At 59.8% G+C, this 21,252-nt stretch carries 14 protein-coding genes; 12 read left to right on the forward strand and 2 right to left on the reverse strand.

Going from position 1 to position 21,252, the window contains the following annotated elements; translation table 11 throughout:
• Positions 1-2 precede the first annotated feature (2 nt).
• Both ACTQY1_RS05025 and ACTQY1_RS05030 read right to left on the reverse strand, forming a co-directional pair.
• Positions 3-803, reverse strand: a complete 801-nt coding sequence (locus tag ACTQY1_RS05025; RefSeq protein WP_022487203.1) for an MBL fold metallo-hydrolase — start codon at positions 801-803, stop codon at positions 3-5.
• Positions 804-982: 179 nt separating this feature from the next.
• On the reverse strand, positions 983-2,158 hold the full coding sequence (locus tag ACTQY1_RS05030; RefSeq protein ID WP_022487204.1) for an ATP-binding protein: 1,176 nt from the start codon (positions 2,156-2,158) through the stop codon (positions 983-985).
• Between the two features lie 84 nt (positions 2,159-2,242).
• On the opposite strand from ACTQY1_RS05030, the gene ACTQY1_RS05035 reads away from it, so the two are divergent.
• From ACTQY1_RS05035 to ACTQY1_RS05090, 12 genes are all read left to right on the forward strand, one after another.
• Positions 2,243-3,616: an SLC13 family permease gene (locus ACTQY1_RS05035; RefSeq protein ID WP_441373878.1), complete on the forward strand. Its 1,374-nt coding sequence runs from the start codon at positions 2,243-2,245 to the stop codon at positions 3,614-3,616.
• 877 nt (positions 3,617-4,493) lie between these two features.
• Positions 4,494-5,534 carry a hypothetical protein gene (locus ACTQY1_RS05040; protein ID WP_022486823.1) on the forward strand — a complete coding sequence of 347 codons (1,041 nt, stop codon included), beginning with the start codon at positions 4,494-4,496 and terminating at the stop codon, positions 5,532-5,534.
• A 249-nt stretch (positions 5,535-5,783) separates the two neighbouring features.
• Positions 5,784-8,795 (forward strand): PD-(D/E)XK nuclease family protein, encoded by a 3,012-nt coding sequence (locus ACTQY1_RS05045; RefSeq protein WP_441373879.1) that lies wholly within the window; start codon positions 5,784-5,786, stop codon positions 8,793-8,795.
• Positions 8,796-8,799: 4 nt separating this feature from the next.
• On the forward strand, positions 8,800-12,138 hold the full coding sequence (locus ACTQY1_RS05050; RefSeq protein ID WP_441373880.1) for a UvrD-helicase domain-containing protein: 3,339 nt from the start codon (positions 8,800-8,802) through the stop codon (positions 12,136-12,138).
• A 585-nt stretch (positions 12,139-12,723) separates the two neighbouring features.
• Entirely contained in the window at positions 12,724-13,386 is a 663-nt protein-coding gene (locus ACTQY1_RS05055; protein WP_441373881.1) for an HAD-IA family hydrolase, read from the forward strand.
• Between the two features lie 15 nt (positions 13,387-13,401).
• The gene (gene mtnP / locus ACTQY1_RS05060; RefSeq protein ID WP_441373882.1) at positions 13,402-14,229 is read left to right on the forward strand and encodes an S-methyl-5'-thioadenosine phosphorylase; all 828 of its coding nucleotides are present in this window, start codon (positions 13,402-13,404) and stop codon (positions 14,227-14,229) included.
• Positions 14,230-14,237: 8 nt separating this feature from the next.
• Entirely contained in the window at positions 14,238-15,521 is a 1,284-nt protein-coding gene (locus ACTQY1_RS05065; RefSeq protein ID WP_022486841.1) for an amidohydrolase, read from the forward strand.
• A gap of 499 nt (positions 15,522-16,020) precedes the next feature.
• Entirely contained in the window at positions 16,021-16,863 is an 843-nt protein-coding gene (locus tag ACTQY1_RS05070; protein WP_326831107.1) for a sulfide/dihydroorotate dehydrogenase-like FAD/NAD-binding protein, read from the forward strand.
• Positions 16,860-18,248 (forward strand): NADPH-dependent glutamate synthase, encoded by a 1,389-nt coding sequence (gene gltA, locus ACTQY1_RS05075; protein ID WP_022486843.1) that lies wholly within the window; start codon positions 16,860-16,862, stop codon positions 18,246-18,248. Before ACTQY1_RS05070 ends, gltA begins: the two co-directional genes overlap by 4 nt.
• A gap of 9 nt (positions 18,249-18,257) precedes the next feature.
• Positions 18,258-19,424, forward strand: a complete 1,167-nt coding sequence (locus ACTQY1_RS05080; protein WP_154487883.1) for a hypothetical protein — start codon at positions 18,258-18,260, stop codon at positions 19,422-19,424.
• 172 nt (positions 19,425-19,596) lie between these two features.
• Positions 19,597-20,655: an OmpA family protein gene (locus tag ACTQY1_RS05085; protein WP_022486845.1), complete on the forward strand. Its 1,059-nt coding sequence runs from the start codon at positions 19,597-19,599 to the stop codon at positions 20,653-20,655.
• Positions 20,656-20,751: 96 nt separating this feature from the next.
• Positions 20,752-21,249, forward strand: a complete 498-nt coding sequence (locus ACTQY1_RS05090; RefSeq protein ID WP_154487882.1) for an HD domain-containing protein — start codon at positions 20,752-20,754, stop codon at positions 21,247-21,249.
• Positions 21,250-21,252 lie beyond the last annotated feature (3 nt).

The raw sequence follows: 21,252 nt of genomic DNA on the forward strand, positions 1-21,252 counted from the left end.
TCTTACCACAGTTTCATTTGTTCCAAATCATCCGGCACCCACAGATTTCCCCGGTAGTAGTTCTTTCCTTCAGCGGTATACAGCTCTTTCCGCTGGGGCAGGTGGTTGTCTTCGGTGTGGTACAGGATCAGATTGGGCACCTGGAGCCGGTCGGCGTTTTCACAGGCTTCCCGTACAGTGGAATGGTGCTTTTCGTAGGGACGGAACCGGTCCCGGTCCCGGTACAGGCAGAAGGCTTCATGGAGGAGCCACTGGCTGCCGGAGAGCCGGGTAAAGTTATGGTCGTTCATGGGTTCATCCCCGCAGCAGCCCAGTTTGTGGCCGTTGCTTTCCAATACATAGCCGAACTGCTTGGCCTTGGTGGAATGGATGTCGAAAAAGGTCACGTCCCAGCCCCGGATCTTCCGGGTCTCTCCGTCTTCCACGGTGATGAAGTGGAGCCGGGTGTCCAGGTATTTCAGGTCTCCCGGGTCCAGCAGCAGCCGGGCCGTGCTCCGGAGCAGGGTGATCACCTCATCGTGGCCGTAGATCCGGGCTTCTCCCACATAGGTGCCCCGTTTCATGGCCTTCACGATCATCCGGATTACCCAGAAGACCCCCAGTACATGGTCCATATGCCGGTGGGTGACAAAGATGTCCTTGATCTTTTGCCAGGGCAGCCGGGCCCGCTTCAGCTGGCGCAGGATCCCGTTGCCGCCGCCCCCGTCCACCAACAGGTAACGTTCATTCTGGCGCAGGACATAGCAGGTGTTGTAGCACCGGGTGGAGATGGCATGGCCTGTACCTAAAAATAAAATTTCCATACAGTTGTTTTCCTTCCCTTATCTTACCATTAAGTATACTCTATATGGACGCTGTAGGGAAGGGGGAGGTTCCGGATGGGTGTGGTGACAGTGTCTATACGGACATTAACTGTTGGAAGACAGTCGGCCGTTGACCGCTGACAAAAAGGAGACTGTTGCATGCGCAGCAGCCTCTTTTTTTACATGTCCTCCAAAAACGAATGTTCCTTTCCTTTTTCCTTGTACTTCAGTACCGTGTCCAGGTTCACGTTTTCCAGGCTGTGGAAGATGTTGGCGGGGACCTGGGGGTTCTTTTCCGCCAGGGCGGCAATGAGCTTCTTCACTTCCAGCCGCTTGGAATCGGTGGTGCCGTCGGTGTGGCAGGTGGAGCAGGTTTCGGTGAACTTGCAGGCGCACTGGATGAAGTACAGGCCGTTTTCGTCCCGCCAGCTTTTGATGTCGGCTTCCCGTACATAGTACAGGGGCCGGATCAGCTCCATCCCCGGGCAGCTGGTGCTTTTCAGCCGGGGGAGCATGGTGCGGATGGCGCCGGAATAGAGCATGCTCATAAGATTGGTCTCGATCACATCGTCGAAATGGTGGCCCAGGGCGATCTTATTGCATCCCAGGTCCCGGGCCTTCCGGTACAGGTACCCCCGGCGCATTTTGGCGCACAGGTAGCAGGGAGAATCCTCCACATGGAACACGGATTCGAAAATGTTGGTGGAAAAGAAGGTCAGGGGCACCTGGAGCAGTTTGGCGTTTTCCTCGATGATCTTCCGGTTCATTTCATTGTATCCCGGGTCCATGCACAAAAACACCAGGTCAAAGGGGATCTTGTTGTGGCGCTTCAGGTCCTGGAACAGTTTGGCCATGAGCATGGAATCCTTGCCCCCGGAAATGCACACGGCGATCCTGTCTCCGGGCTGGATCATGTCATAATCGCAGATGGCCTGGACGAATTTGCTGGAGATCCGCCGTTTGTACTTCCGGCGCAGGGAGGATTCGATCCGTTTCAGCCGCTGGGAATCTTCCGCCGCCAGGGCGTTCTCCCGTTCCAGCTTCTTCTGGAGCCAAAGGGAATAGCCCCCCTGAAGGGAAACGGCGGTCCAGCCCTGGTCCCGGAGGTTGGCGGCAAGGCCCAGGCTGATTTTTCCCCACATGCAGAGCAGGACGATCAGTTTGTCTTCCGGCAGGTCCACGCTGCCTGCCTGGAGTTCCAGGGGGTTCAGGTTCACGGCGCCGGGCACCGTGCCCCGGTCAAAAGCCGCCGGGTCCCGGATATCCGCCAGGAACACCTGTTCCGGGGCCAGGGCCGCCAGTTCCTCCACCGTGATTTCAGTTTTGTCTTCCCAAAGGGAAAGGGTAGTATCCATAGATGCAAAAGCTTCCTTTATAGTAGAATATTTTCCATTTTACCATGCTATAATGAACCTATCAACCAAAAGGGGGGAAGGGTCATGAAGAAACGGATCTGCCTGGGGCTGGGGCCCGGGCTGCTTTTGCTCTGCCGGTGGGTTTTGGCAGGGACCTTTGGGGCCGGCGGGGCCTGGGCTCTGGGAGTGTCCCTGTGGATGATCTTCTGGTGGATCACCCGGCCAGTGGGGCTGACGGTGACGGCCCTGGTGCCGGTGGTGGCCAATGCCTTTCTAAGCCTGGCGCCCATGGACCATCTGCTGGCCCAGTACGCTTCCAGCAGCATCGTCCTGCTGTTTGCCGCCACCCTGCTGACCCTCCCCTGGGAAAAAATCGGCCTGGACCACCGGATCGCCCTCCGGTGCCTGGCCTTTATCGGCCCTTCCATGAAAAGCCAGATCACCGTATGGTTCCTGGCGGCCACCCTGTTTTCTATCGTGCTGCCCAATGCGGTGGTGGTAGCCGTGTTCACCCCCACGGCCCTGGCCATGCTGAAGGCTGCCGGGTACCGGGGCAGCGACCCGGCAGCGGGGCCCATCCTCTGCGCCATTGTGTTCGGTTCCGTGGTGGGAGGGGTGGGGACTCCGGTGGGAGGCGCCATGGACGTAATCGCCGCTGCCCTGTACCAGCAGGCCACCGGAGAGGAATTCCTGTTCACCCGGTGGTTCGGAGCCTTCCTGCCCTATCTGGGAACAGCCACCGCGGCCACCCTGGGGGTCCAGCTGCTCCAGAAGGACCCGGTGAGCCGGCTCCAGGGCACCCGGGAATACTTCCTGGCGGAATGCCGGCGGCTGGGGGCCATGAGCCGGGATGAAAAAATCTGCCTGGGACTGTTCGGCCTGGCCCTGGCAGGGTCCTTTCTCCGGCCTTTGTATGCCCCTGTGCTGCCCGGGCTCCAGCCGGCCTATCTGTACGGGAGCCTGGGGTTCCTGTTGTTCTTTATCAATGGAAAGGACGGAAAGCCCCTGCTCACCTGGAACTATGCCCAGCAGCACATGATCTGGGGCGTACTGATCCTCTTCGCCGGAGGCCTGGCCATGGGGGATCTGCTGGAAGCCTCAGGAGCCAACGGCCGGCTGGCCCGGTGGGTGGGGGAAATGGCCCCGGCGCCGGGGCTGCCTTTGGTGGCGGGAATCGTCCTTTTGGGGGCCTTTCTGTCCGAAGTGTCCAGCATCACCATCTCTTCGGCCCAGACGGTGCCCCTGGTGATCACCTACACCCAGAGTGCCGGCCTGCCCCTGCTGCCCTACTGGATGGCGGCGGTGATGGGGTTCAACGGAGCTTTTCTGCTGCCCACCGGCATCCGGGCCATTCCCTGCGGCGCCGGCCTGGATACGGCCACCCTGTTCCAAAGAGGGCTGCCCGTGTGTGCGGTGCGGATCTTGTGTGCAGCGGTGATGGGATGGATGGCCGGATAGACGGCAAGCCATCGTCAACGGCCGCTGACTGTTGACCATTGACAGGAAGGAGTTGCCCTGGCACCCTATGCAGGTACTCATCAATGCAGCATTGCCAATTACAGACCCAGCAGCAGTTCCATGGGACACTTGGCCGCAGCACTAAACTGGTGATGGGAACGGACACAATGTCCGCCCAGGGAGGGGCGGGGGACCGTGCGGAGCACGGTGGTGGGGGCATCGGCGACAGCCGATATTTTGCAGGTCCGGCAGACAACAATGGAGTGTACGGGTAGGAGCAAGGCCTCTGGGTCTACAGTTTCCATTGCTGCATTTCCAACCGCTGAGTCCGTTCCCTCGCCAAGGTATTCGGTCCTTTCAGGACCTCATGCCCCCACCACCGGGCAAGCCCGGTCCCCCGCCCCTGCAGGGCGGACTTGGCCTCCGGCCTTGCTGGTACTTTGTACGAGTATACATCGATTATTCGGGAGCCGGGAGGGCAGGCCCAGGAGGAGTCGGCGGGACAACATCGGGTGTTGTCGCTCCTGGGGTGGAGCACGCGGGCGATAGAGTCCGGTTTCCTGGTCCGTAGCCGCAGCCTTTGACCGAAAGGGCAAGGCGATAGGCTGTGAGCCTCCCGCCAGGGACGAACGGGTCTGCCCTCCCGGCGGAGCGCTTTCGCGGATGGAAGAGTATAGAAGCTTTTTGCCTTCTGGGCGGCTCCTACGGTTCTGTGCTCTTCACTCTGCGCTTTCGGCCCCATGAACGAATAACTATACTGTGATGAAGGGTTCACCGAGAACTTGTTGACACATACCTCGTCACTCCCTTCCTGTTGCCCACGCAACAGCCCCATGGTATACTGATAGGAATGAAACAAAGGAGGCTTTTTTTGTCCATGACGGAGGAAAAGAAGAAACGGTCCTGGATCCGGTCCAAACTGCCCTTTCTGGTACTGACCCTTTTGGTGATCCTGGGGGTGGTGGGGTACAATTACCGGACGGACATCGAGATGCGCATCGTCCATTTGAAACCCCAGCCGGTGCGCCAGGTGGAACTGGGAAAAATGGGGCTCCAGCTCCAGCGGTTCAATACCCCGGAAATCACCAGCTACGATGTGGACAAGATCCTCAGCTTCGTAATCCGGGATGACCGGTTCTATCTGGCCCTCCGGAGCCAGGACGGGGACAGCACGGCGGTCCAGGCCTATGAACGAAAAGAGGGGAGCCTGTTCCCTCTCCGGAGCTTCGGGAAAAAGGGCACCTACACCATCCCGGATAAAATGGTCCTGAGCGTGAACATTGCCGGGAACGGGGACATTGTGTATGTGAAGAAGGGACTCCATACCCTCCGGGACGGGAACGACATCATCAGCCTGAAGGGGAACACCACCGCTACCCGGGTGGCCTTCCTGCCCAGTGGGGAACAGGCCTATCTGTACGGCAACGACAATTTCACCCTGGCGGAGTACCATGACGGAGCCTTTGAAAAGAACAAGCCCGCCTTCCTCCACAACCGGGCCAAACCTTTTGCAGGAGGCCTGACCCAGGTGCGGATCACGAAAGACGGAACCATTTTCGGGGGCGGACGGATCAAGCCCAACGGCCTGAATATGGTGGAAGCTTTCAACAGCAGGGGGAAGGCTCTCCGGAGCTTTGGCAGTCCCATCCAGACGGATAAGGATTCCATCTACAACCTGATCGATATGGCGGTGCTGGACCATTATCTGGTGGTCATCGACGGGTTCACCCTGAAGTTCTGGACCCGGGAGGGACAGTACCTGGGGACCCTGAACAGTTCCAAGGTGCTGGGAGACAACCTGAACTGCGCCAAACTGGCTCCCATCGACGGGAACACCCTGGGGATCCTGGCCTTCGTCCGGAATGCCCAGACCCGGCTGGTGGAGATCCGGATCTTTGCATTGACGTTTCCAAGGTGAACCAGCCTCATGAACCCCATATTTTTGAACGTGTAAATCGGTACCGTAGGGGCTGCACGCCGGGCAGCCCGCCAAATCATCGATGATCTGCGCATTTTGCGGGGCGCCGGGCCTGCGCCCCCTACGGTTATACACAGTGATACACAATAAAAAGAACCTGGTCAAAGGACAGGTTCTATCCAGTGGCCCGAGACCTGAAAAGGAGGCTGTTGCTTTTGCAACAGCCCCTTTTACCGAAAGGAGCCAATCATGTCCAACATCCTTCACTGCCTCCAGCTGGGGGAATCCATGGGAGACCGGTTCATAGCCGCGGCCCGGGAGCTGCCTTACGGGGCGGCTCTGTTCCTGGTGCCCAACCGGTACTTCTTCCAGAAGGTCCGGGAAACCGGGGCGGTCCGGGCTGCCATCCTGGATGCCCTGCCCCGGGAAATCCTCCGGTGGAACCGGGCGGAAACGGAATTCACCCGGATCACCCGGCCTGCCCAGAAAAAGATCCTGGAAGACACCCTGGACTATCTCAAGGGGCAGCTGTCCTACTTTTCCTCCCTGGTGGGGAAGGACGGGTTCCGGGACAGCCTGCTGACCCTGTTCGACGAATTTTCCCGGGATGATCTGGACCCGGCCACTTACCAGCAGGTGCTGCTGAACTGGAACCGGGAGGGAGCGCTCCGGAACAAAGACATGGATCTGGCCAAGCTGTATCTGGTGTACAGCAGCAAAGTCCGGGAGCGGCGCCTGGAAGACCTGTCCCAGGAATACGCCCGGGCGGCGGAGGTGCTGGAACAGGGAGGCACCGTGCCCTGGGAAAAATGCTTCTTCAGCGAATTCTACCAGTTCACCCCGGTCCAGCTCCGGCTGCTCCGGGCCCTGGGACACTGCTGCGAAGTGGAAGTGGGCCTGTTTTATGATCCCAAACGGCCGGAACTGAGCCAGGTGACGGAAAAGATCTACGGGGATTTGCTGGGGGACGGATTCCTTCCGGTCCAGGAAGAACCGGTGACAGAAAAGCTGGAAGACCTGACCGCCCTGACCCGGGACTGGAAGCCGGGAGCCCGGACGGATACCGGGGCGCCCCACATCCACCTGGGGGAAGGGGTGAGCCAGGAACAGGAAATCCGTCTGGCCCTTACGTCCATTAAAGAACGGCTCCAGCAGGGAGTGAAGCCGGAGGAAATCCTGGTGCTGGTCCGGAAACTGGCGGATTACCAGGGTCTGGTCCGGTCCTTTGCTGAATACGGGATTCCCTGCCGGCTGCCCCATGCGGCGGACCTGAAAAGCCAGCCTCTCACGGATTTCTTCACCAAGCTGCTGGCAGCGGCCAAAGAAAAGTGGGACCTGGCCCAATGGCAGGCCCTGTTCCGGTGTCCTCTGATGGAAGTGCTGTACCGGACGGACCGGGAAAAACTGGACCTGCTGTACACCCAGGAATATTTCCCTACCGCCGGCAGCCTCCTGTCCCATATCCAGCGGAAGGAACTGGTAGATACGGATTTCTGGACCTTGACGGACTTCCTCCAGGGCTCCCATACCCCGAAAGAATGGCGGGACGCCCTTACGGAAAAACTGGATGGATGGCAGCTGGCCCTGGCCTGGGGAAAACTCCACCAGGAGGGGAAGGTGGACCTGGCCCAGGTGAAGGTGCTGGCCAAAACGGAGGATTTCGTCCGGAAGACTCTGGACAGCCTGGTGAAGACCTGGGAACAGCTGGGAAAAGCAGATGAAGAAATCAGTCTGGACCTGGTGCAGAAATTCTGGAAAGATTCCCTGGACCAGGGAAAACTGCCCCTGACCCCCGGGGAACCTCAGGGGGTGCCGGTGCTGGAAGCCGGGGAGATCCAGGGAGTATCCTTTCCCTACGTGTACATCCTGGGTGTCCGGGAAGGGCTGTTCCCGGCGGTGAAACGGGAAAGCTGGCTCTACAGCGACCAGGAACGGGGAGAACTGAATGCCCTGGGCCTGGAACTGAGCCTGACCGCCCGGGCCCTGGATACAGACCGGTACTTTTTCGGGTCCGCCGTGGCCCTGGCCGGCCGGGAACTCCACCTCAGCTGGTACCGGGATGAGGAAGGGGGCCCCAGTCCCTACATTACTGAACTGGACCATTTCTTCGGGACAGAGGCCCTGCCGGTGACGGTCTATGAAAACACCCCGGACCGGTGTGCCAGTGCGGCCCAACTGGCGGATTTCCTGGGGGAACAGCCCCATCTGGCCCCCCGGGAGAAGGCCTTCCTGCTGGAAGCAGCCGGACAGGACTTTTTGGAACGGTCCCGGACGGAACAGCGCCGGTGGGAAGAGACGGACAGCCCCTGGAACGGTACGGTGCCCGGGGTGGTGAAGCGGCCCCTCCATCTGTCCGCTTCCAGCCTGGAGGGATATCTCCAGTGTCCTTTTGCCGCCCTGGTGAGCCAGGTGTGGAAGCTGGAACCCTGGGAGGAACAGGGTGCCTTCCCTGCGCCGGATGTGGTGGGGGACCTGATCCACCGGACCCTGGCGGCTTTTCTGGGGAAACATCTGGGAAAGGGCCTGGCCGGACTGGACCGAAAAGCCCTGGAACAGGAACTGGATGGGGTTTACCGGGACATGTTCCACAAGCTCTGCCTGGAAGGGAAGATCCCTGACAGTCCTCTTCTGGATCATCTCCGGGACCGGTACGGGAAATGGCTGAAGGCCTGGCTCCGAAAGGAAATGGAATATGAAGCCGCCGACCTGCTGGGCCTGAAGCCCGGCCGGGTGGAATGGAGCTTTGGACGGGAGCACAGCCCCTGGCCGGATCTGGTGAAAACCATCGACGGGGAAAAGGTGTATTTCTCCGGCCAGATCGACCGGATCGATACCAATGGAAAGAACTGGACTCTGCTGGATTACAAAACCGGCACACCCCCTTCCGGCCAGGACATCCTCCAGGGAAAGGCGGTGCAGCTGCCCCTGTACCTGGAAGCCCTGGAAACTCTGGGAAAAGTGCCCAAAGAGCAGATCCTGGGGGCCGGCTATGTGCACCTGCGCAGCGGGGACCGGAAGGGTGGGGCCTGGGACAAGGCTGCAAAGACCGCCTTCCCCTGGATGGCCAAAGCCCGTCCCCCGGAAATGAAACAGGCTCTGGAAGCCGCCCAAAAGGCGGTGGACCAGGCGGTGGGGGATATGAGAAAGGGCCGTTTCCCTGCCCGGCCTGCAGGAAAATGCCCGGCCTGGTGCCCGGCCCGGGACCTGTGCCGGATCGGGGAGAACCCCCACAGAACTGAGATCGAAAAGGAAGAGGAGTGATACCATGGCCAGTTTTACCCCACAGCAGCAGGAAGCCATCTCCACCCTGGACCGGAACGTGTCCGTATCCGCCGGGGCCGGGTCCGGGAAGACCCGGGTGCTGGTGGAACGGTTTTTGAAGATCCTCCAGGAACGGAAGGCCACTGCCCAGGAAATCCTGGCCATCACCTTCACCCGGAAAGCCGCCCGGGAAATGCAGGAACGGGTGCGGAAAGGGATCCTGGAACGGCTGACGGAGACCCTGGATCCGGAAGAAAAGGCCTACTGGCAGGAACAGCTCCAGCTGGCGGACCGGGCTCCCATTACCACCATCGACAGCTTCTGTTCCCAGGTGCTCCGGGAGAATCCGGTGGAAGCCGGCCTGGATCCTGATTTCGCCGTCAGGGAAGAATACCAGATCCGGGCCTTCCGGGAAGAAACCGCCCAGGCCTTTATCCAGAAGGAAATCCAGCAGCAGGCCGGGGATGTGGCGGCCCTGTTGGACCTGTACCCGGCGGACCGTCTGGCGGGGATCCTGACCGCCCTCATCGATGATCTCCCGGCCATCCTGGCGCTGCCGGGAGGGCTGGCCGCCCCCTATGAAGCCAGCCTGGCAGGGGAAGAAGAGGGGAAGATCGCTGCAGAAGGGGCCCTGGATACCCTGCTGGAAGCCCGGGACCAGGCAGGCCCCAAAGGCCGGGAAAAGCTGGAAGTCCTGGCCGGCCAGCGGGAAGAGATCCACCAGTGGATCGCTGAGGGGTGCTATGACAGGGCCGCCGCTGCCTTAAAGCCCGTTTCCGCCGCCGGGAAGGTGAAAGACCTGGTGAAGGAGGCCAAAGCCGCCCTGGACCGGCTCCAGGTGCTGTCCCTGGATGCGCTGGGGGCGGAGCAGGCCCGGAACTGGGAAACCGTCCTTGGCCGGTTCCGCCAGACCCTGCTGGATACGGCGGAAGCCAAAGAAATGTACAGTTTCGGGTACCTGTCCGCCAAGGCGGTGGACCTTCTGGAAAAACGGCCCAATGTACTGCTCCGGTACAAGAGCCGGTTCAAGTATGTGATGGTGGACGAATTCCAGGACACCAACGAAGAACAGAAGAAACTGGTGTATCTCCTCAGCGGAGGCAGCAGCCAGAGCCTCCAGGGCCGGAACCTGTTTGTGGTGGGGGACGCCAAGCAGTCCATCTACCGGTTCCGGGGGGCGGATGTAAGCGTGTTCCGTCAGGTCCGGGACGCCATCGGAAAGACCGGCGGGAACAACATTGTCATGGACGACAACTTCCGGTCGGCGCCGGAGATCATCGGGGCCTGCAACACCCTGTTCGACGACCTTCTGGGCACCGACAGCCAGTCCGATGTGACCGCCCAGCCCCTCCATCCCCATCAGCCCTCGTCCCGGAATCCTGTTTTTGCGGTGCTGAAGAAGGGGGACTGCACCCTGGAGGAATGCCAGCAGGCGGAAGGCCGGTATGTGGCCCAGGCCATCCGGCAGCTCCGGGAGGATACCGGGCTCCCCTACGGCCAGATGGCCATCCTGCTGCCCGCCATCCATCTGTCCCGGCAGTATGAGGAAGCCCTTACCGCCCTGGGGATCAAATCCCAGGTCAGTGACGGGAAGGGGTTCTATGACCGGCAGGAAGTGGTGGACTGGATCAACCTGCTCACCTTCCTGCTGAACACCCGGAAGGACTGGGCCCTGGCCGGGTTCCTCCGGTCCCCCTTCTGCGGGATCAGCGACCGGCAGATGACGGATCTCCTGAAGCCCTGGCCGGAACTGAGCCTGTGGGAAAGCCTGGAACAGAGCCTGGAAGAACCCTTCGTGACCCTGTCCCGGAAGCTGGAGACCCTGCACCGGACTGCTCTGTTCCAGTCCCTGCCGGAGCTGATGGACGGCTTCCAGGAAGCCTTTGCCGTGGAACCCACCCTGCTGGCCCAGCGGGGCGGACGGGAAAAACTGGCCAACTTCCGGAAGCTCCGGGCCCTGGGGGTGAAGGCGGCCATGGAAGAAGGGTTCACGGCCCGGGATTTCCTGGACCGGCTGGATCTTATGCGCCAGCTGTCCGCCCGGGAAAGCGCCGCCAACCAGGAGGAAGATCCGGAGGCGGTGAAGATCATGACCATCCACAAGTCCAAGGGACTGGAATTCCCGGCGGTGTTCCTGCCGGACCTGTCCAAAAAGGATCCTTCGGACCATCTGGGGATCCAGTTCCTCCCCGGCCAGGGGTTCGGGGTCAGGGTGGATCCGGGGGACGGGAACCTGGCGGAAACGTCCGTATACACCCGGCTGAAAGGGGAAAAACACCGGCTGGAACGGGCGGAAAAGCACCGGCAGCTATACGTGGCCATGACCCGGGCGGAAAAATACCTGTATCTGGTGAATGTGGACGAAACCAAAGAAAACAGCAAGGCTCCGGACCCGGACAAGGAAAAATGGGGTCAGTCCCTCCAGCGGGTGTTCGCTCCTGGCGGTCCTCACGGGGACCAAATGGACTGGGAGATGCTGGATGTGGCGGAAATCCTGGAGGCAGAGGAAACCCAACAGGCCGGGGAAGGGGAGACCTTCGTCCTGGATCCGGCGGTCTATGACCGGATCCGTCCGGTGACCGTGCCCCGGAACCTGGAACTGTCCGCCAGCGCCCTGCTGGAATACGACAACTGTCCCCGGAGTTTCTATTACCATTATTTCCAGCACATGCCCGGTATCGACCCGGATACGGTGGGCATCGGCACCAGCCGGATTTCCGCCATCGACCTGGGGACCTATGTGCACCGGGTGCTGGAACTGCTCCAGGAAGAACCGGAAAAGGAGGCCCTGGAAGAAGCCCTGATCCTGCTGGACCGGACGGAGGAAGAAAAGCAGGTGTTCCTCCGGGAAGGGCGGAAAATGGTGGAAAAATACTGCGCCAGCCCTCTGTTTCAGGAAATCGCCGGACTGCCCGCCCAGGCGGAACGGGATTTCGAACTGGAACTGTTCCCCCTGGAAGCGGGGAAAGTGACCTTCCAGGGGAGCATCGACCGGCTGGTGACCCTGCCGGAGGGACAGCTGGGGATCGTGGACTACAAAACCGGCCATCCTCCGGCGGACGGGGAAGAAAAGCAGGGGTACACCCGGCAGCTGACCATCTACGCCCTGGCGGCGGAAACCCTGTACCCGGGACAGAAAGTGGCCTGGGCCAGGCTCCATTTCCTGAAGGACTGCAGCAGCTGGGAACTGAAGGACCGGGCCAGGGAAGAAGAAAAGCTGAAGACCCTTCTGGAAAATCTGCTGACCTGGGACAAAGAGGAACAGTTCCCGGCCAGGAAAGAGGGGTGCCAGTGGTGCCCGTACCGGTACTTCTGCACGGAGGGAGCAGCTGACAGTCACTAGGCATCAGTCTGCAGCCAAAGGAAGGAACCTGCGGCGGCAGGTTCCTTTGATGGGAAATGCAGCTGACGCTGCTAACCCACCACCACTGTGCAAGCGCAGCGGTCCCCCGCCCTTGAAAAGGGCGGATATATAAGCAGAATAATAGTTTGAGTCCTGCAGTCTTGGGCCCGCGCGGCGATCTCTCCTTTGAAAAGGGCGGATATATAAGCGGAATGATGGTTTGAGTCCTGCAGTCTTGGTCCTGCAGGAGGCAATATACGCTGGCGCCTGAAATCCATGACTTTTTTGCATCAGGGCTTCAGCCCGATGCGCCATATCCGCCCTTTACAAGGGCGGGGGACCAGCCGTAAGGCTGGTGGTGGGTTAGGCGCCGCCATTTTCGGCGCCGTTTCCTTTTGCCCGCCAGGGAAGAAGGGCGGGCCGTATGTTCTGCGCCGAATGCTTCAGCATTTGGCTTCCTTCGGCCATTGACCATTGACCATTGACGGGGCTGCCGCGAGTGCGGCGGCCCCTTTTTAAAATCCTTTAATTTTCTGTCGATTCATGGTAAAATGACCGTTGTAGTATGTTCGAAGGAGGCTTTCTGTGGCTGCACGGGGAATTTTATTTGATTTTGACGGGACGCTGGCCAACACCACGCCCCTGATCCTGGCCACCTTCCACCAGACCCTGGACCATTTCATCCCAGCAAATCAGGTGGATGACCAGACCATCATCAACACCTTCGGCCTGCCTCTCCGGGACGGCCTGGCCGGGATCACCGGCTGCACCGATCCGGAAGAGATGGACCGGATGGTGGCTTATTACCGCCAGTACAACACCGCCTGGCACGACGCCATGATCCAGCCCTTTCCCGGAGTGAAGGAGGGGCTTATTGCCCTGCGCCGGGCCGGGGTCCCCATGGCCATTGTCACCAGCAAGTTCAAAGCCAGCTGCCTTAGGGGGCTCCGGTGTCTGGGGCTGGAAGACTGCATCGACGGCATCATCGGGTGCCAGGAATGCAGCGCCCACAAGCCGGACCCGGAACCTATGGAAAAGGGCCTGGAACTGCTGGGCCTTGCCGGAGAGGACTGCCTCTGTGTGGGAGACAGCCCCTATGACCTGGTCAGCGGCCACAAAGCCGGCTGCCAGACGGTGAAGGTGGGCTGGACCTCATTCCGGCAGGAATTCTTCGACCGGTTCATTCAGCCGGATTATGTGATCCGGTCCCTGGGAGACCTGCTTTCCTTTGTTGAACCATCAAACTGAGCGAGGTGATTCCAATTGCGGAAAATCGGCATCATCGGCGGCACCGGGGTGGAGGATGCGTCCTCCTTCGGCCGGCTCACCGCCTTAACGGTGGATACGCCCTTCGGCCAGGCTCACTGCCTGAAGGGGACCGCCGCCGGCCATGAGATCTATTTCCTGGCCCGGCACGGCCTGGACCACAGTGTCCCGCCCCACAAAATCAACTACCGGGCCAACATTTTCGCCCTGAAGAAGCTGGGAGTCACGGAGGTCCTGTCCTTTACGGCGGTGGGGTCCCTGAACCGGGGACTGCCTCCGGGGACTTTTGTGGCCACCACCCAGATCCTGGACTTTACCAAAAGCCGGGTGAACACCTTCTTCAACGGGGAGAACGGCCAGGTGGCCCATGTGGATTTCGCCCAGCCCTACTGCCCGGCTCTCCGGGAACGGCTGATCCGCTGCCTGGTGAAACTGGGGCTCCGGCACAGCAAACAGGGGACCTATGTGGTGACGGAAGGGCCCCGGTACGAAACGGCGGCGGAAGTGCGGATGTATGGAGCCATGGGCGGGGACGTGGCCGGGATGACCAACATGCCGGAAGCGGTACTGGCCCGGGAAGCGGAAATCTGCTACGCCAACTGTTCCGTGGTCACCAATATGGGTTCCGGGCTGGCGGCCCGGGCCCTGTCCCACGAAGAAGTGACGGAAGCCATGGAGAAGCTGGGAAAGCAGATCCTGTCCGTGATCGAAGCCTATGTGCAGGATGACGGGCCTCTGACCCACAGCTGCCATTGCGCCCAGGCCCTGCAGGAATACGGGGGCTTCCGGCTGGAGGCTTTCGGCGGGGACAAAAAGGAGGAATGACGCTGGACATGGTATATGATATCGTATTGCAGAATGTGGAACTGACAGATCCCGGGGACGGGACCCTGTTCAACATCGGGATCAACGGCAGCACCATCGGGTATGTGGGCACAGAACCGGTGGCAGGCCGGGAAGTGATCGACGGACGGAATCACCTGGCGGTGCCCGGGTGGGTGAACGCCCATACCCATGTGGCCATGACCCTGTTCCGCAGCTATGCCGACGACATGGCCCTGATGGACTGGCTCCAGAACCGGATCTGGCCCCTGGAAGCCAGACTGGACGGCCGGGCGGTGTACTGGGGGAGCCTGTTGGGGATCGCGGAAATGATCCGCACCGGCACCACCTGTTTCGCCGACATGTATTTCTTTATGGAAGAAACTGCCAAGGCTGCAGCGGACAGCGGCATCCGGGCAGTACTGTCCCGGGGTCTCACCGGCAGCAGCGTGGCAGACGGGGCCGCCCGTCTGGAGGAGAACACGCAGCTGTACAAGACCTGGAACGGGGCCCAGAACGGACGGATCACCGTGATGTTCGGTCCTCATGCCCCGTACACCTGCAGCCCGGATTATCTGAAATCCGTCATCGCCCGGGCCCGGGAACTGGGAGCGGAGATCCACATGCATCTTTCGGAAACCGCCGGGGAAGTGGCGGACTGCCGGAAACAGTACGGCAAGAGCCCCATTGCCCTGATGGAAGAACTGGGGATGTTCGACGGAGGGACCCTGGCGGCCCACTGTGTCCATGTGGATGAGGAGGATATGGACATTATGGCCCGGCACCAGGTCCGGGTGGCCCACAACCCCCAGAGCAACCTGAAACTGGCCAGCGGCATCGCTCCTGTGGCCCGGATGCTGGAAAAGGGCATCACCGTAGGTCTGGGCACCGACGGGGCCAGCAGCAACAACAATCTGGACATGCTGGAAGAAGTCCGGCTGGCGGCCATGCTGGCCAAGACCCAGTCCGGGGATCCCAAGGCGGTACCGGCTTCCCAGGCCCTTGCCATGGGCACCTGGATGGGGGCGGAAGCTGTGGGCCTGAAAAACCTGGGGAAACTGGAAGTGGGCCAGAAGGCGGATGTGGTGCTCTACAACATGGCCTCCCCGGCCTGGTACCCCCGGCACGACCGCACGTCCCTTCTGGTGTATGCCGGGTCCTCCGCGGACGTGGACACGGTGCTGGTGGACGGAAACATCCTGCTGCGCAAAGGAGAACTGACCACCATCGACCTGGAGAAAGTCACCGCGGAAGTGGGACAGTGTCTGAAGGAAATGACAGCCAGTGCAGAGTGAAGAACGGGGCCGCTGGCCCGGCTGACAGTCACTGTTCACTGGCCCGCAGCCGGTGGAGGGAACCCGCTGGAGCGGATTCCCAGGGAGGAAAACGCAGCCAGAGGCTGCTAACCCACCACCCATGCTTCGCATGGATACCCCCGCCCTTGAAAAGGGCGGATATATGGCACGGGTGCTTATGCCCCCGTGCAGGAACAATGGGCTCCAGGTCTGAGTGTCTATCCGCCCTTTACAAGGGCGGGGGACCGGCCGTCAGGCTGGTGGTGGGTTAGCAGCGACAGCTGTGTCCCTGTTCGGCAGAATCCGCTTTTCCGGTTCTGTCCCCTGATCCGTGACGGATGGCCCTCCGGGCGGCCCGCCAAATCATCGATTATCTGCGCATTTTGCGGGGCGCCGGGCCTGCGCCCCCTACGGTTATACATAATAAGAAGAACCTGGCCGAAGGACAGGTTCTGTCCAGTCACGATGAACAAAAAACGACAATAAAGGAGTGTTTGGTGTGGCAAAGATCTTGAAAAAACTGCAGTTGGCACCTGCAGTCTGGGAATTTGAAGTGGATGCGCCTCTCATTGCGCACAAATGCAAACCGGGACAGTTCGTCATGGTACTGGTGGATGAAACCAGCGAACGGATCCCTCTGACCATCGGCGATTTCGACCGGGAAAAAGGCTCCATCACCCTGATGGTCCAGGCGGTGGGGAACACCACCCGGCACCTGTGTGAAGATTTCGCCCAGGGAGACGATATCCAGCACATCCTGGGACCTCTGGGCCAGCCTTCTGAAATGGGCAAATTCGGTACTGTGGTCATGGTCTGCGGGGGCATCGGCGTAGCACCGGTCCATCCCATCGCCCGGGCCTATCACGAACTGGGCAACAAGGTGATCACCATCATCGGGGGCCGTCACAAAGACCTGATCCTGTGGCGGGACCGGATGGAAAAGATCAGCGATGAAATGATCATCACCACCGACGACGGGTCCGAAGGCATCAAGGGCTTTGTTACCGATCCCCTCCGGAAAATGCTGGAAGCAGGGAACCATCCGGATCTGGTGGTGGCCATCGGCCCCATCATCATGATGATGAACGTGGCCAAGGTCACCCGGCCTTACAACGTGAAGACCACTGCCAGCCTCAGCTGCCTTATGGTGGACGGCACCGGCATGTGCGGCGGCTGCCGGGTGCAGGTGGGCAATGAAAGCAAGTTCACCTGCTGTGACGGGCCGGAATTCGATGCCCATCAGGTGGACTTCAAGAACCTGATGCAGCGTTCCAAGATGTACAAGGACCAGGAAGCAGTAGAATACAGTTGCGGGGGGCATTGCAGATGCGTGGAGGAATGAGAAATCCCATGCCGGAACAGCCGGCTGATGTACGGAACCATAATTTCGAGGAAGTGGCCCTGGGCTATCCGGAAGACACGGCGGTGGATGAAGCCCAGCGCTGCCTGAACTGCAAGAATCCCCAGTGCGTGAAGGGGTGCCCGGTGAACGTGGACATTCCCCAGTTCATCCATGCCCTGACGGAAAAGGATTTTGACGGCGCCATCCACATCCTGAAGAACAAGAACTCCCTGCCTGCCGTGTGCGGCCGGGTGTGTCCCCAGGAAAACCAGTGCGAAAAACACTGCATCCTGGGCATCAAGGGAGAACCGGTGGCCATCGGCCGTCTGGAACGGTTCGTGGCGGACCGGGCCCGGGAAAAGGGTACGGACATGGTGAAGGAAGGCCTGGCTCCCAAGAACGGCATCAAAGTGGCTGTAGTGGGCGGAGGCCCCTCCTGTCTCACCGCTGCCGGGGATCTGGCCAAAATGGGCTATGACGTGACCTTGTTCGAAGCCCTCCACAAAGTGGGCGGGGTGCTCATGTACGGCATCCCTGAATTCCGTCTCCCCAAAGCCATCGTCCAGCACGAAATCGAACAGCTGAAGGTATTGGGCGTGAAAATCATGACCGATGTGGTGATCGGCCGCACCTTTACCCTCCATGAACTGTTGGGTGAAGAAGGGTTCCAGGCTGTGTACGTGGGTACCGGCGCCGGTCTGCCTCACTTTATGCGGATCCCTGGGGAAGCCCTCAACGGGGTGTACGCCGCCAATGAATTCCTTACCCGGGTGAACCTGATGGGAGCCTGGAAGTTCCCGAAAATGGCCACTCCCGTGTATGTAGGGAAGAACGTGGCTGTGGTGGGGGCCGGCAACGTGGCCATGGATGCCGCCCGGACCGCCAAACGGCTGGGAGCGGAAAACGTCTACGTGGTCTACCGCCGGAGCGAAGCGGAAATGCCCGCCCGGAAGGAAGAAATCCAGCACGCCAAGGCGGAAGGCATCGAACTCCACATGCTGAACAACCCGGTGAAGATCCTGGGGAACGAAGATGGCTGGGTCACCGGCATGGAATGTGTCCGGACCCAGTTGGGCGAACCGGATGCCTCCGGCCGCCGGAGCCCGGTGGAGATCCCCGGCTCCAACCATGTGTTCGATGTGGACATGGTGGTGATGGCCATCGGCCAGGGCCCCAACCCCCTGCTGAAACACACCACCCCGGATCTGGTGACCAACCGGAAGGGGCTCATTACCGTGGATGAAAAGGAAGAAACCTCCATCCCGGGAGTCTTTGCCGGCGGTGACATCGTCACCGGGGCAGCCACCGTTATTTCCGCCATGGGGGCCGGCAAGAAGGCCGCCCTGGAAATGGATGCCTATCTGAAAGAAAAATTAGGGAAGTAACTGCAGAGCATGAATAAACTGAAACGATGGGGGCTGGCTGCGGCTCTCCTGTGCCTGGGTCTGTTCCAGGCCGGGGAGGCCGGAGCGGCAGCACCCAAAAACACCTACAAACCTGCCAGCGGAGGCTATACCCTGACGGTGCCTCCCGGCAGCAAAGAGATTTACCATACCTCCACGGGGATCCGCTTCACCGTGGGGAAGGATTTCCTGGTCAGTGCGGATCTGTACACCCTGCCCAGTTTTGTGTCCGTCCCCATGAAGCAGTACTCCACGGAGCAGAAGAAAGATTTCAAGAAGTTCCTGGGGAAGATCCAGGACCAGGAAAACGACACCATCCAGGATGACGGCAGCTCCCGGAATTTCGGCAGCCAGCCGGCCCTGGACGGGATCCTGGGAGAAAAGCTCCGAAAGTATCGGAGCACTTCCGGAGAACCGGAACCCAAAAAGGACAAGAAGAAGGATCTGGACAGCTATACCTATGTGGCGGTGCCGGAAGACAAGCTGCGGACCCACCGGCCCTTTCTGATCGGCCGGGCCTACCAGCCGGAAAAGAACGTGCTGCTGGTGGTGAACGTAAGCGCGCCGGAAAACCTGGAAGCGGCGGCCCGGTCCGCCCTCCAGTCCCTGTGTTCCGACCTGACGCTCAGCCGGGTGAAGTACACCGATGTGAACCTTCTCACGGTGCCCGGCATGGGCTATGAAATGGAAATCCCCAGCGGCTGGCGGATGTACACCCTCCGGGCGGACAATGTGCTGTTCGGACGGTCTCTGAGCAGCGTCCACACCGACGGGATGATGGTCCGGGAATTTTCCGATGACACTTTTGCGGAACTGGGGAATTCCACCCCCGAAGGGCTGAAGGAAGCGGAGAGCGCCTTCATCCAGAAGGTGACCCGGTATACGCCCAACATTACGGTACTGCGCCACGAACCCATTTCCGTGGGCACCCTCAACGGGAGCATGGCGGAATGCACCGACAGCGGGGACCTGAAAAAGGTCTTTGTGGTGAACACCTATCTGATGAACGCCCAGGGCAACGGGTATCAGATCCGGTACCAGACCGACGACACCATCAACTACGACCTGAAACTCCGGGCCTTCAAACAGTCCGTGGAAAGCTTCAGCCTCCTCCAGAACAACGACGGAAGCGGCCTGAAGCCGGGGAAGGATATGTGAAAATGGACTGTGAAAAAATGAGAAATCATTTTTTCACAGTCCATTTTCACATTTATGTCACAAACCATTCATAATCTCTTCATCCAGAAAGGTATACAATATGAATTGTAAAGTGACTGGTCAGTCCAGTACTTTTTATATGGAAAAATTGAACGGGAAGAAGGAATCTTCAATGCAGAAGAAAGCATTTGCAGTGACGCTGGCTGTACTGGCTTCCGTTGCTTCCATGGGTTTTGCAGCTCCTCAGACCAGCTGGGATCAGGGAGAATGGCAGCTGAACGCAGGGGCCTGGGCTCCCAAAGCCAAATTCGACGGGAATGAATCCAGCACCAAATGGAACTTTGACGGTGGCCTGGGTTATGGGATTTCCGACAAATGGGCTCTGGAATACAACTATCGGGGCCTGAAGACCAAAGCCGGAGATTTCAAGACCGACGGGGACCAGAACGAAGTGAACCTGGTATACAGCCTGGGCAAGAACTGGGCTCTGTTCGGCGGCTGGAACCGGATCAACAATGATTTTGACGGCAGCTACCATGGGGCACACACCGGCAGCGCTGACAGCGTGATCAACAACGTGGCTCAGTTCGGTGTACGGACCAAATACGACCTGGCCAAGAACCTGGCTTTCTATGCAGAAGGCGCCCTGGGCACCAAGAAGACCAGCCAGTGGGATGCCGGCCTGGCTTACACCTTCGCTGACAACTGGGATCTGAACGCCGGATACCGGTATGTGGATACCAAGCTGGATGACGACAACAACATCAAATACCGGGGCTTCCTGGTAGGTCTGTCCTATCGGTTCGGCGGCCACAAGAAAGCGGCTCCGGCACCTGTGGAAGAACCGGTGGCACCGACGGTGGCTGAACCGGTTGCTCCGGCTCATGTGTACAATGACTACTATCTGGACAGCATCCACTTCGATTCCGACGTGGATACCCCGAAGGCTTCCGAAGCTGCCAAACTGGCCAACTTCGTAGCCGTAGCCAAGGCTCATCCGGATTCCACCTTTAAACTGGTAGGGAACACCGACTCCGATGCTTCCAACGCCTACAACGAAGACCTGTCCAAACGCCGTGTGCTGAACGTGGCCAAATACGCCAACGACAACGGTGTGGCTGCTTCCCGTATGCAGCTGAACTACAAGGGCGAAAACAACCCTGCGTCCAACAACGCCACCGAAGCCGGCAAAGCCGACAACCGCCGTGTGGATATCTGGGAACATAAATAATTGAAAAAGCAAAAGGGCTGTTGCACGGGCAACAGCCCCTTTCTTTTTCCCCCTTCTTCCCCTATAATATCCCTATCAGAAAGGTCGTGATCATTTATGGAACCATTGGAAAAAATCGCCCGGGCTGCCATTGTCTATGATGCAGGGGATCCCCGGCGGATCCATCATCTTTTGAAAGTCCATGCTTTTGCCCGGCTGATCGGGATGGGGGAGGGGCTGGATCCCCGGACCCTGTTCCGGCTGGAAGCCGCCGCCTATCTCCATGATATCGGCATCCACGAAGGAGAACGCCGGTACGGCCACTGCACCGGGAAGATCCAGGAAGAACTGGGCCCGGACATTGCCCAGCCCATCCTGGCAGACGCCGGCATCACCGGAGAAGACGCAGAACGGATCAAGTGGCTCATCGGCCATCATCATACCTATGCCAGCATCGACGGCCCGGACGCCCAGATCCTGGCGGAAGCGGATATGCTGGTGAACCCCTACGAAGACGGAGATAACCGGCAGCAGGATGAAGCCCTGTATCAGCGGCTGTACAAGACGGAAACCGGGAAGAAGTTGTTCGAGGAGCTGTATTTGAAGGACCGATAAATC

This window comes from Acidaminococcus sp. HCP3S3_G9_1 (assembly GCF_052122455.1).
In the GTDB taxonomy this organism is placed as follows: Bacteria; Bacillota; Negativicutes; order Acidaminococcales; family Acidaminococcaceae; genus Acidaminococcus.